The 11,579-nt window shown below is 73.1% G+C and carries 11 protein-coding genes; 7 read left to right on the forward strand and 4 right to left on the reverse strand.

Going from position 1 to position 11,579, the window contains the following annotated elements; translation table 11 throughout:
• Positions 1-40 precede the first annotated feature (40 nt).
• Positions 41-229 (reverse strand): DUF5703 family protein, encoded by a 189-nt coding sequence (locus ACFU5F_RS40795; RefSeq protein ID WP_005485166.1) that lies wholly within the window; start codon positions 227-229, stop codon positions 41-43.
• 48 nt (positions 230-277) lie between these two features.
• Between ACFU5F_RS40795 and ACFU5F_RS40800 the strand changes: the two genes are divergently transcribed.
• A complete protein-coding gene (locus ACFU5F_RS40800) occupies positions 278-922 on the forward strand; it encodes a hypothetical protein (RefSeq protein ID WP_383898548.1) in 645 nt (214 codons plus the stop codon).
• Between the two features lie 57 nt (positions 923-979).
• Here the strand turns inward: ACFU5F_RS40800 and ACFU5F_RS40805 are convergent, their stop codons facing one another.
• Both ACFU5F_RS40805 and ACFU5F_RS40810 read right to left on the reverse strand, forming a co-directional pair.
• On the reverse strand, positions 980-3,304 hold the full coding sequence (locus ACFU5F_RS40805) for a helix-hairpin-helix domain-containing protein (RefSeq protein ID WP_383898550.1): 2,325 nt from the start codon (positions 3,302-3,304) through the stop codon (positions 980-982).
• Complete coding sequence (locus ACFU5F_RS40810) at positions 3,301-4,284, reverse strand: aldo/keto reductase (RefSeq protein ID WP_383898552.1); 984 nt, start codon at positions 4,282-4,284, stop codon at positions 3,301-3,303. The genes ACFU5F_RS40805 and ACFU5F_RS40810 overlap by 4 nt, the downstream gene beginning before the upstream one ends.
• Before the next feature lie 303 nt (positions 4,285-4,587).
• Between ACFU5F_RS40810 and ACFU5F_RS40815 the strand changes: the two genes are divergently transcribed.
• Complete coding sequence (locus ACFU5F_RS40815) at positions 4,588-5,643, forward strand: LLM class F420-dependent oxidoreductase (protein WP_383898554.1); 1,056 nt, start codon at positions 4,588-4,590, stop codon at positions 5,641-5,643.
• Positions 5,644-5,924: 281 nt separating this feature from the next.
• The gene (locus tag ACFU5F_RS40820) at positions 5,925-6,713 is read left to right on the forward strand and encodes a ferritin-like domain-containing protein (RefSeq protein WP_383898556.1); all 789 of its coding nucleotides are present in this window, start codon (positions 5,925-5,927) and stop codon (positions 6,711-6,713) included.
• 87 nt (positions 6,714-6,800) lie between these two features.
• On the opposite strand, the gene corA is transcribed toward ACFU5F_RS40820, so the two are convergent.
• The gene (corA, locus tag ACFU5F_RS40825; protein ID WP_383898558.1) at positions 6,801-7,793 is read right to left on the reverse strand and encodes a magnesium/cobalt transporter CorA; all 993 of its coding nucleotides are present in this window, start codon (positions 7,791-7,793) and stop codon (positions 6,801-6,803) included.
• A gap of 104 nt (positions 7,794-7,897) precedes the next feature.
• Here corA and ACFU5F_RS40830 point away from each other — a divergent pair, with 104 nt between their 5' ends.
• From ACFU5F_RS40830 to mshC, 4 genes are all read left to right on the forward strand, one after another.
• The gene (locus ACFU5F_RS40830; RefSeq protein WP_383898560.1) at positions 7,898-8,584 is read left to right on the forward strand and encodes a histidine phosphatase family protein; all 687 of its coding nucleotides are present in this window, start codon (positions 7,898-7,900) and stop codon (positions 8,582-8,584) included.
• 96 nt (positions 8,585-8,680) lie between these two features.
• Complete coding sequence (locus tag ACFU5F_RS40835; RefSeq protein WP_383898562.1) at positions 8,681-9,271, forward strand: DUF3090 domain-containing protein; 591 nt, start codon at positions 8,681-8,683, stop codon at positions 9,269-9,271.
• The gene (locus tag ACFU5F_RS40840; RefSeq protein ID WP_383898563.1) at positions 9,235-10,101 is read left to right on the forward strand and encodes an SCO1664 family protein; all 867 of its coding nucleotides are present in this window, start codon (positions 9,235-9,237) and stop codon (positions 10,099-10,101) included. The genes ACFU5F_RS40835 and ACFU5F_RS40840 overlap by 37 nt, the downstream gene beginning before the upstream one ends.
• Positions 10,102-10,252: 151 nt before the next feature.
• Positions 10,253-11,482 carry a cysteine--1-D-myo-inosityl 2-amino-2-deoxy-alpha-D-glucopyranoside ligase gene (gene mshC / locus ACFU5F_RS40845; RefSeq protein ID WP_383898565.1) on the forward strand — a complete coding sequence of 410 codons (1,230 nt, stop codon included), beginning with the start codon at positions 10,253-10,255 and terminating at the stop codon, positions 11,480-11,482.
• The last annotated feature ends 97 nt before the right edge of the window (positions 11,483-11,579 follow it).

The following is an 11,579-nucleotide window of genomic DNA, read 5'->3' on the forward strand; positions in this document are numbered from 1 at the left end:
CCCCGCAGTCGCGGGGCCCGCTTCCGTCTCGCCGTGCGCCTCACCAGGTGGCGCGCACCTGGCGGATGATCCGTCGGCGCAACCGCACCCTGCGGCTGCCGTCACGCAGCAGGCTCAGTCGGTCCAACTCCCAGTGTCCGTACTCGGCATGGTCCGTCAGCAGGCGTGTGGCGTCCTTGCGGGAAACCCCGCGCGGTACGTACACGTCGACAAATTCGTATTCCGGCATCGGTATCTATTGTGCGGGCTGGGGCCCGGTACGGATAGCGTCTGCACTATGTCTGATGCTGCGCAGCCCACCGCTGCCGAGGTACGCGCCGCCGCCGAGGCGGTCAAGACCGCGCTCGACCGCCACCTGGCCGCGGTCGAACGCCGGTCGGGGGAGGACGACCCGGCCGTCTACGAGGCGTTCAACGAGCTGGCCGCGGCCGCCGAGGAGTACGACGAACTGCTCTACGACCGCTACGACGAGGTCACTCCCTTCGAGATCCCCGGCACGGAGGACATGCCGCCGTACACCGGCCCCGAGGAGCCCGGCGCGCTCAGCGTACTGATCCGCCGGGACTACACGGTGGCCGAGCCGCAGCGGCTGCTGGCCCAGGCCCAGCGGGTGGAGGCGGCGGAGGAGCCGGCCGGCTCCGAGGGCGCGGCGAGCACCGTGCACGGTGCGCTGGGCCTGCTGTTCGGGGAGTTCGAACCGGACGAGATCGCCTCCCGGCACAAGGAGTTCGGTCTGGAGGAGGGCGACTCCACGCTCTGGGTGACCGCGGCCGACGACAGCGCCGACCCCGGTGAGTGGCTGGATGCACCCTTCGACGGGGTCGACGCGCAGCGGGTCGTCTGCCGCTTCGACGTCAGTGCCGTCTTCGACGACGAATCGGACGACGACGAGGACCTGGAGCCGCTGGCCGGGGACCGGTAGCGGATCCACGGCGCCGGGCGGCTCGGGCGTGCCCCGGGCCGCCCGGCACGGCACCGGCTAGCCGGCCGGGGGCACCTGGGCCCTCAGCAGCGCCGGCAGCCGTGTGGTGCGGGGCTTCGCCGGGGTCTCGGCCACGGCTCGGGGGAGCGCCTGCTCCACGCCGTGCACCACGGACAGGTGCCGCTCGGCCCGTCCGAACGCCGTGTAGACCCAGGGGCGGGTGAGCAGCCGCGCCGCGTCGCCCGGCAGCACCACGACCGCGGCCGGCCACCGCTGCCCCACGGCCTGGTGCGCGGTGAGCGCCCACCCGTGCCGCACGGTCTGCTCGACCCGCTCCTTCGGTACGACGACGGCCGTGCCCGAGCACTCCAGGTGCAGCCCCTCGGCATCGGCCTTCACCACGCGACCCGGTGTCGAACGGCCCGGCGCGGGGGAGTAGGCCACCCGGTCGCCCGGGTCGAACCCGCCGAAGCGGCCCGGTCCGGGGTTCAGCCGCTCCTTGAGTGCGGTGTTGAGCGCGCGCGTGCCGGCCGCCCCGCCATGCCCGGGAGTGATCACCTGCACCTGTTCGGCGGGGATCCCGAACGCCCTCGGCACCGAGTCCACCACGAGCTGCGCGGTGCGGTGCACCGCCTCGCCCGCGTCCCGCACCGGAACGATCACCACCTCCTTGCCGGGCGCGTCGACCTCGTTCAGCTCCCCGATGCCGATCCCGGAGACCAGTTCGCCGACGGGCCCGGGGTCCGGTGTCCGCGAGGCGACCTGCGGGCAGGCGCGCGCGGCGAGCAGATCCGCGAAGACCCGGCCCGGACCGGCGGACCACAGCACGCCCGGGTCGCCGCTGAGCACCAGCCGGGCCCTGTCGGGCAGCGACTCGACGAGCAGGGCCGCGGTCTCGACGTCCAGTTGGGGCGCGTCCAGCACCACGAGCAGATCGAGGTCGAGGGCGCCGTCCATGTCGCGGCCGGGGCCCTCGGTGCCCGACAGCAGCCCGGTGAGGGTGGTGACGGCGGCGGGGTCGACTCCCCCGGCGGTGCCCGTCCCTTCGGTGGGCGCAGGTCCCGCGGCGGTGGCCGACGGGGAGGCGAGGCGCCGCCTGCCGTCCACGCCGTGCGTCGCCGCGTACGCCCTCAGGCCGAGCGTCCGGGCCGCCGTGAGCAGCGCCGCCGGTTCCGCGCGGGCCGCCTCGCCGCCGGTGTGCACCACGAGCCCGTGTCCGGCGACGGCGCGGATCAGATCCGCGGCGGAGCGCGGTGCCGAGGCGGCCGCCGACGCCCAGTCCGCCGTGTCCTCCTTGGGCAGGGAGTTCATGACGCGGGCGAGTCCGTCGGCGAGGCTCTCCTCGGCGAGGGCGTAACGCTCCAGGCCGATGAGGACACGGACCGGGCGCTCCTCCTCCGCCTCCTCGCCCTCGGCGCCGTCGCCCGTGGCAGCGGACCGGGCCGTGGCCGGGGTGTCGTCGAGCGCGTCCTGGAAGACCAGGGCCTCGCCCTCGGCGACGGCGTTCTGGACGGCCTCGTCGGGATCGGGCACGGAACGCTGGGCGAGCGCGGCCGCCAGCGCCGGGGCCTCCAGCGCCGTGTGCCCGGCGACGGCCGCCTGCTCCAGCAGCCACACGGTGAGCGCCCGGCCCCGCCGCTCGTCGTCCGGGCCGCACTCCGCGCCGAGCAGCGCCCGCGCGAACCCGTCGGCCTGCTCCGGCCGTACGCCCGCGACCCGCAGCAACTGCCAGGGATCCGCGCGCAGCCGGGCGCCGGCGCCCTCACCCAGCGCCTCGGCGACCTGCGCCACCAGGCCCTCGGGAGCGCCGCCCTCGGCCAGCACCGCGCGGACGTCCTCGACGGTCTCGTGCGAGGGAGCCGTCGCGCCGGCCGCGGGCGTCACCGGCTGCGGCCGCCGCACGGGCTCCGGCGCGGGCCGGCGCGGCGCGGGCTCCGGCCCGGCGAAGGCGGTGGCCGTGGGCTTCTGCCCGCCCTCCACGGCCCGTACGGCGGCCAGCAGATCGGCCGCCGTGCCGCTCAGCTTGGCCCCGCTCGCGATCGGTGCGGCCTTCTCCGCCTTGCGCCGCTCGATCCGCTCCCGCTCCAGCCGCTGGGCCGCCAACTCGGCCTGTGCCTCGGAGGTTCCGGGCGCGGCTTCGGTGCCGTCCTCCGCGGACCCGTCGGTGTCACCGTCGGCGGCCTCGTCCCCGGCGTCCGTGCCGCTCGCCCCGTCGGTCGCACCGGCTCCGCCCTCGGCGGCGACCCCGACCCCGGTCTCCCCGACCCCGGTCTCCCCGCCCCCGGCCTCCCGGCCGCCGGACGCGTCGGCGCCGTCGGTGGGCGTCCCCTCGCCCCGTCCCCCCGGCTCGTCCGGCTCCGTGGTCGCGGGCTCCGTGCTCACAGCGTGCTCCAGTCGTGATCGGGATAGCGGTGCACGGGCGCCGACACGTCGTCGAGAGCCCGGCAGATCTCGTCAGGAAGACTAAGGCTCTCCACTGACAGTGCCCCCGTGAGCTGCAGCGCGTTGCGCGCGCCGACGATGGGCGCGGCCACGCCGGGCCGGTCGCGGACCCAGGCGAGGGCCACCTGGATCGGGGTGACCGCGAGGCCGTCCGCGGCGGTCTGCACCGCGTCCACGATGCTGGTCGCCGTGTCGTCGAGGTACGGCGCGACGAACGGGGCCATGTGCTCCGAACCGCCCCGCGAGTCCGGGGGTGTGATGTGGCGGTACTTGGCGGTCAGCACCCCCCGGCCCAGCGGGGAGGACGGGAGCAGACCGATGCCCAGGTCCAGCGCGGCGGGCAGCACCTCGCGCTCGACACCGCGCTGCAGCAGGGAGTACTCCAGCTGCGTACTGGCCAGGCGGGTGCGTATCCCGGGCGCCGCGAGCTGCCAGGTGGCCGCCTTCGCGAGCTGCCAGCCGCAGTAGTTGGAGACCCCGGCGTAACGGGCCCGGCCGCTGCTGACGGCCAGGTCGAGGGCCTGCAGCGTCTCGTCGAGCGGGGTTGCGGGGTCGTAGGCGTGGATGTGCCAGACGTCCACGTGGTCGGTGCCGAGGCGGGCCAGGGAGGCGTCGAGGGCGGCGAGGAGGTGGCCGCGGGAACCGTCGAAACGGCGGTCGGGGTCCGGGACGCTGCCGGCCTTCGTGGAGATCACGAGGTCGCGGCGGGGCACGAGCCCGTCCATCAACTGCCCGAGCAGATACTCCGCCTCGCCGTCCCCGTAGACGTCGGCGGTGTCGACGAGGGTGCCGCCCGCCTCCCAGAACAGCTTCAACATGTCCGCGGCGTCATGCTCGTCCGTGTCACGGCCCCATGTCAGGGTGCCGAGCCCGATCCGGGACACACGCAGGCCGGTACGGCCGAGATGCCTCTGCTCCATGAACGGCGACATTACTGGCCGGAGTTCCCCACGTGGGCACCCTGTGGATGACCGATTTCCACAGGGGGAGTCCGTCGTCTCGGGTGGTGGGGGCTGGTCGCGCAGTCCCCGCGCCCCTCGGGACGGCCCCGCGGACCGATCTTGAAAGGCCGCTGGCCTTTCTGGGGCGCGGGGAACCGCGCGACCAGCCCCCACCACCCCGCGTCCGCCGTACGACCCAGCCTCCCGAGCTCTGACGCGCCACCGCCCGATAGGGTCGGCGCCACAAGGACGTTACTGATCGGTAAGGGAAGGCGGGTCTCTATGAAGCTCGGGATCAACCTCGGCTACTGGGGCGCCGGGATGGACGGGGACAACCTGGCCGTGGCCCAGGAGGCCGACCGGCTGGGCTACGCGGTGTGCTGGGCGGCGGAGGCGTACGGCTCGGACGCCGCCACCGTGCTCAGCTGGGTCGCCGCCAAGACCGAACGCATCGACGTGGGCTCGGCCATCTTCCAGATCCCGGCCCGCCAGCCCGCGATGACCGCGATGACCGCCGCGACGCTGGACTCGCTCTCCGGCGGCCGCTTCCGGCTCGGCCTCGGCGTCTCCGGACCGCAGGTCTCCGAGGGCTGGTACGGCGTCAAGTTCGACAAGCCGCTCGCCCGCACCCGCGAGTACGTGGAGATCGTCCGCAAGGCGATGACCCGCGAGCGCCTGTCGCACGACGGCGAGCACTGGACGCTGCCCCTGCCCGGCGGCCCCGGCAAGCCGCTGAAGCTCACCGTGCACCCCACCCGCGAACACATCCCGCTGTACATCGCCGCGATCGGCCCGAAGAACCTGGAGCAGACCGGCGAGATCGCCGACGGCGCCCTGCTGATCTTCCCCTCGGCAGCGCACCTGGAGGACACGGCCGTCACCTACCTGCGGGCGGGACGCGAGAAGGCCGGCAAGACCCTCGACGGCTTCGACATCTGCCCGACCCTGCCCCTCGCCGTCGGCGACGACAAGGACGTCACGACGCTCGCCGACACCTTCCGCCCGTACACCGCGCTGTACGTGGGCGGCATGGGCAGCCGCAAGCAGAACTTCTACAACCAGCTCGCCCGGCGCATGGGATACGAGAAGGAGGCCGCCGAGATCCAGGACAAGTACCTGTCCGGCGACAAGGCCGGAGCCGCGGCAGCCATCCCGCACGAGCTGATCGACCAGACGACGCTGCTCGGCTCCGTGGAGCGCATCGCCGACCGGATGTCGGCCTACGCCGCGGCCGGGGTCACCACCCTCACGCTCGCCCCGGCGGGCTTCACGCTCGACGAGCGGATCGCCTCGCTGCGGGCCGGTTCGCAGGCCATGGAGCTGGCCGGCCTCGCGTAACCCGAACGGCGCAGTGGCCGACGAGCACCGGGAACGGGCGGGAATCGGCACCGCGGACTGATCCGAAAGTACTACGGCCGTGGTGGGGGCTCGGGGGTCTTCCCCGCCACGGCCGTCACCCGGGACAACGCGGCACGTCCCGCTCGGTTACGCCCCCGCGCCGCCCCGGCGTCATTCGTTCGGCGGATTTGTCCGACACAGCTGTTGCCCGGCTCCTGGTACCCCATTTGACTCGTTTTCTGCAGGACCCTGCCAGGTCCCCTGCAGAGAGGTGTCCTTCGATGCTTTCGGCCAAGAGTCTGTTCCAGGAGATCGTCGACAACGACGAGTCGTTCCGGCTGTTCTGCTCCATCGCCGCCGGCGGGGAGACGCAGGGCGGCTGGGAGAACGCGCGCATCGCCGCGCTCGTCCCGCCGAGCGAGCGGGCGCTCGCACCCAAGATCACCCGCCATGGCGCCGACGAGGACAAGCACGGGCGGATCTTCAACGCCCTCATGAAGAAGCGCGGACTCCAGCCCGTGGAGGTCCCCACCGAGACCGACTACACCATGCTCCTGGAGCGCGGCGGCATCGGCCTCGCACACGAGAAGCTCAAGGCCGAGGACCTCCTCTCGGTGCAGGACGTCATCGTCTACCTGTGCCACAGCCGGGTCACCGAACAGCGGGCCGCCGACCAGATGGTGATGCTCCGCAAGCACTTCGCACGCCACCCGGAGATCGGCAAGGCCGTCCGGATGATCTCCGACGACGAGGACAACCACCTCGCCTACACCCACGAGGAGCTGCTGCGCTACGCGGCCGCCGGACACGGCCGCTTCATCCAGCGGACCCTCCGTGAGTGCGCCCTCGCCGAGATCCCCGTCTACCGGGATGTCAGCCTCGCCGTGATGGACCACATGGGGCGCATCCTGGGCTGGCCGAAGGCCAAGGCGGCCGTCCTCGCCGCGGGCATCCACGCGGTGTACGCCTACGAGCGGGCCCTCGGCTGGCGCCGCATGGTCAGCCTGGAGATGCCCCTCCGTCGCGACGCCCTGGGCGGACCGGCGACGGCGGCCCCCGAGTTCGCCTGAAGCGCCACCCGCACGCGCGCGTGGGCACGGAAATCCCCTGCCACGCGTGCGTGCGGCCCGTGGACCCCTCTCCGACACGCGTGACGGCTACAGCCAGCCACGGCGCTTGAAGAGGCGGAACACCAGCACCTCCGCCACCACCATCAGCGCCATCAGCGCCGGATACGACCACGCCCAGTGCAGTTCCGGCATGTGCTCGAAGTTCATGCCGTAGACCCCGGCGGCCATCGTCGGGATCGCGGCCATGGCCGCCCAGGCGGAGATCTTCCGCATGTCGTCGTTCTGGCGGACGCTCATCTGCGCCAGGTGCGCGGAGAGGATGTCGGAGACCAGCCGGTCCAGTCCCTCCACGGACTCGTTGACGCGGGTGAGGTGGTCGTTGACGTCACGGAAGAAGGGCTGGGCCTTCTCGTCGACGAAGGGCACGGCGGTGGTGTTGCCCGTGGAGGAGAGCCGGTTGAGCGGTGCGGCGAGGGGGCCGGTGGCCCGGCGGAACTCCAGGACCTGGCGCTTGAACGTGTAGATCCGGGAGGCGGTGTTGCGTGAGCCGCCGACGTCGGGCGAGAAGACCTCCGCCTCCAGCTCCTCCAGGTCCGTCTGGAGTTCGGTCGCCACGTCGAGGTAGTGGTCGACGGTGGCGTCCGTGATCGCGTACAACACGGACGTGGGCCCCTTGCCGAGCAGCTCGGGCTCCTGTTCCAGGCGGCGTCGCACGAGGCCCAGGGGCGAGCCCTCGCCGTGGCGGACGGTCACCACGAAGGCGTCGCCGAGGAAGACCATCACCTCGCCGCTGGTCACGGTGTCACTGGCCGGCTCGTACCCGACCGGCTTGAGGACCATGAACAGCGAGTCGTCGTACACCTCCAGCTTGGGCCGCTGGTGGGCCTTCAGGGCGTCCTCCACAGCCAGCGGATGCAGCGCGAACTCCTTGGTGACCAGGGCGAACTCCTTCTCCGACGGCTCGTGCAGGCCGATCCACACGAAGCCGCCCGAGGCGCGGGCGGCGGCCAGGGCGTCGGAGAGGTCCTCGGGGCCCTCGGTGCGGTGCCCGTCGTGGTAGACGGCACAGTCGACGATCACAGGGGGTTCCTTTCTCGGGCACTTCGTCCACAGCCGCCTCGCACGCGGACGCTTTGCCCACAGGTCCGGAGGGGGCCGTCGGGCGGACGTCTAGGCTGGGGCGCATGCCCACGTTGATCCTTGTCCGGCACGGACGTTCCACCGCCAACACCGAGGGTGTGCTCGCCGGGTGGACGCCCGGGGTCGCGCTCGACGAGCGAGGCGCCGCGCAGGCGGCGGCGCTGCCCGGCCGCCTCGCCGGGCTGCCGATCGCCGAGGTCGTCACCAGCCCGCTCCAGCGCTGCCAGGAGACGATCCGGCCTCTGCTGGACGCCCGGCCGGGACTCGTCGCGCACACCGAGGAACGCATCGGCGAGTGTGACTACGGAGACTGGTCCGGCCGTAAGCTCGCCGAGCTGAACGACGAGCCGCTGATGGAGGTCGTCCAGACCCATCCGACGGCCGTCGCGTTCCCGGGCGGTGAGTCGATGCGGGCCATGCAGCACCGGGCCGCGGAGGCGGTGCGGGAGTGGAACGCGCGCGTGGAGAGCGAGCACGGGGCCGACGCCGTGTATCTGATGTGCTCGCACGGCGACATCATCAAGTCGCTCGTCGCCGACGCGCTCGGACTTCATCTGGACCTCTTCCAGCGGATCTCTGTCGAACCGTGTTCCATCACCGCGATCCGTTACACCCGGCTCAGGCCGTTTCTCGTCCGGCTCGGCGACACCGGGGACTTCGCGTCCCTGGCGCCGCGCGAGCAGCCCCCGAGCGGTGACGCCACCGTCGGGGGCGGTGCGGGGGCACCGTGATCGTCAACCGCAGTAGGGTGAAGCGGTCGCGGCGGCGCTGAACGAGTCAGCAGCCGGCGCGGCCGGTCCCGACGTCGATTCCAATGGAGACAGGACGTGTCCCGTCAGGTGTTCCTCTACGACCCCCCGGACCGCTTCGTGGCCGGTACGGTCGGGCTGCCCGGGCGCCGGACCTTCTTCCTGCAGGCCTCCTCCGGGCAGCGTGTCACCAGTGTCGCGCTGGAGAAGACGCAGGTCGCCGCGCTCGCCGAGCGCATGGACGAGTTGCTCGACGAGGTCGTGCGGCGCAGCGGCGGCAGCGCCGCGGTGCCGGCCGTCGCGCCCAGCGAGGTGTCGGACACGGCGCCGCTGGAGGCCCCCGTCGAGGAGGAGTTCCGGGTCGGCACCATGGCGCTGGCCTGGGACGGCGACGAGGAGCGGATGATCGTCGAGGCCCAGGCCCTGGTCGAGCTGGACGCGGACTCCGAGGAGGACCTCGCCGAGGCGGAGGAGCGGATGCTCCAGGACGAGGAGAACGGCCCGCCGATGCTCCGGGTCCGCCTCACCGGTACGCAGGCCCGTGCCTTCGCCAAGCGTGCCCTCGACGTCGTCAACGCGGGGCGCCCGCCGTGCCCGCTGTGCAGCCTGCCGCTCGATCCGGAGGGACACGTATGTCCGCGCCAGAACGGATACCGGCGCGGGGCGTGACCTCCTCCGCCTCCGCTGCCTCCGCCGGTTCGTCCCCGCCCGGCCCGGCGTACGCCGAACTGCTCGCCGAGGGCGAGCTGACCGTGCGCGGGCAGGTGCGGGACGCGTCCAACGCGGTGCTGTACTGCACGGTCGCGCGCGAGGGACGGGAAGCCGCCTGCGTCTACAAGCCCGTCGCCGGGGAGCGGCCCCTGTGGGACTTCCCCGACGGGACGCTCGCCCAGCGGGAGGTCGCCGCGTACGAGGTGTCCGAGGCCACCGGCTGGGGGCTGGTCCCGCCCACCGTGCTGCGGGACGGGCCGTACGGGCAGGGCATGTGCCAGCTGTGGATCGAGGGCGAGCCCGGGTCCGAGCTGCTGGCCCTCGTGGAGGGCGAGGAGGCCGGGGACGGCTGGAAGGCCGTCGGCTTCGCGGAGGTCGGGAACGGCGAGACCGCGCTCCTCGTCCACGCCGACGACCAGCGGCTGCGGCGGCTCGCCGTGCTCGACGCGGTCGTCAACAACGCCGACCGCAAGGGCGGGCACCTCCTGCCCGCCGCCGAGGGAAGGCTCTACGGCATCGACCACGGAGTGACCTTCAACGTCGAGAACAAGCTGCGGACGCTGCTGTGGGGCTGGGCGGGGGAGCCGCTCACGCAGGAGGCCGTGGACGTCCTGGAGCGGCTGCGGGATGCGCTCGGTGAGGGCGGCGCGCTGGCCGGCAAGCTCGTCGCGTTGATCACACCGGCCGAACTGGACGCCACACGGGAGCGGGTGGCCGCGCTCCTGAGAAGCGGACGCCACCCGGAGCCCAGCGGCGACTGGCCGGCGATCCCCTGGCCCCCGGTCTGAGGGGGCCACCCGTGCCCGGGGCCGGGGCCCCGTCAGGGGCGCGGGGAACCGCGCGATCAGCCACGTACCAGCGGCCGTCGCGGAACAGGGCGTACCCCCGAGTGCTCAGGCGCCCGGCATGGCAACGCCGCGATCGGGTTAGGCTCGTGGCATGCATGCCTGGCCCGCTTCTGAGGTCCCCGCCCTGCCCGGCAAGGGCCGCGACCTTCGGATCCACGACACCGCGACCGATGGGCTCATCACCCTTGACCCCGGTCCCGTCGCCCGTATCTACGTCTGCGGGATCACCCCGTACGACGCGACCCACATGGGTCACGCGGCGACCTACAACGCGTTCGACCTCGTACAGCGCGTGTGGCTCGACACCAAGCGGCAGGTTCACTACGTCCAGAACGTCACGGACGTCGACGACCCCCTGCTGGAGCGGGCCGCGCGCGACGCCATCGACTGGGTGGCCCTCGCCGAGAAGGAGACCGCCCTCTTCCGCGAGGACATGACCGCGCTGCGGATGCTCCCGCCGCGCCACTACATCGGCGCCGTCGAGGCCATACCCGGCATCGTTCCGCTCGTCGAGCGGCTCCTCGCCTCGGGCGCCGCCTACGAGCTCGAAGGGGACGTCTACTTCTCCGTCGAGGCCGACCCCGACTTCGGCAAGGTCTCGCGTCTGGACGCGGCCACGATGCGGCTGCTCTCCGCCGAGCGGGGCGGGGACCCGGACCGGGCCGGGAAGAAGAACCCCCTCGACCCGATGCTGTGGATGGCCGCGCGTGAGGGCGAGCCCGGCTGGGACGGCGGCTCCCTCGGCCGCGGCCGGCCCGGCTGGCACATCGAGTGCGTCGCCATCGCCCTCGATCACCTGGGCATGGGCTTCGACGTCCAGGGCGGCGGCTCCGATCTCGCCTTCCCGCACCACGAGATGGGCGCCTCGCACGCCCAGGCGCTGACCGGCGAGTTCCCCATGGCCAAGGCGTACGTCCACGCCGGCATGGTGGCGCTGCACGGCGAGAAGATGTCGAAGTCCAAGGGCAACCTGGTCTTCGTCTCCGCGCTGCGCCGCGACGGGGTCGACGCGGCCGCGATACGCCTCGCGCTCCTCGCCCACCACTACCGGGCCGACTGGGAGTGGACCGACCAGGTGCTGCAGGACGCCGTCGACCGCCTCGGCCGGTGGCGTGCCGCCGTCTCCCGGCCCGACGGGCCGTCCGCCGAGGCCCTCGTCGAGGAGATCCGCGAGGCCCTCGCGCACGACCTGGACGCGCCCGCGGCGCTCACCGCGGTCGACCGCTGGGCCGCGCTCCAGGAGGAGCGGGGCGGCACGGACGAGAGCGCGCCCGGCGTCGTGTCCCGAGCCGTGGACGCGCTGCTCGGCGTGGCCCTGTGACCCACCCGAAGTAACGACTCTGCACGGGTGTCGACGACGTCCCGTGCGACCCGCGCGTCACACCCCGGACGAGCATGGCAGGGTGCCTCCTCCAGCT

It is taken from the genome of Streptomyces sp. NPDC057438 (assembly GCF_042802995.1).
Taxonomy (GTDB): Bacteria; Actinomycetota; Actinomycetes; order Streptomycetales; family Streptomycetaceae; genus Streptomyces.

Bases quoted from the DNA above. Each gene is read 5' to 3' on its own strand.
- ACFU5F_RS40830 (WP_383898560.1), top strand. From the start codon at position 7,898: ATGCCCACGTTGATCCTTGTCCGGCACGGACGTTCCACCGCCAACACC.
- ACFU5F_RS40800 (WP_383898548.1), top strand. From the start codon at position 278: ATGTCTGATGCTGCGCAGCCCACCGCTGCCGAGGTACGCGCCGCCGCC.
- ACFU5F_RS40795 (WP_005485166.1), bottom strand. From the start codon at position 229: ATGCCGGAATACGAATTTGTCGACGTGTACGTACCGCGCGGGGTTTCC.
- ACFU5F_RS40820 (WP_383898556.1), top strand. From the start codon at position 5,925: ATGCTTTCGGCCAAGAGTCTGTTCCAGGAGATCGTCGACAACGACGAG.
- ACFU5F_RS40815 (WP_383898554.1), top strand. From the start codon at position 4,588: ATGAAGCTCGGGATCAACCTCGGCTACTGGGGCGCCGGGATGGACGGG.
- mshC (WP_383898565.1), top strand. From the start codon at position 10,253: ATGCATGCCTGGCCCGCTTCTGAGGTCCCCGCCCTGCCCGGCAAGGGC.
- ACFU5F_RS40840 (WP_383898563.1), top strand. From the start codon at position 9,235: ATGTCCGCGCCAGAACGGATACCGGCGCGGGGCGTGACCTCCTCCGCC.
- ACFU5F_RS40810 (WP_383898552.1), bottom strand. From the start codon at position 4,284: ATGGAGCAGAGGCATCTCGGCCGTACCGGCCTGCGTGTGTCCCGGATC.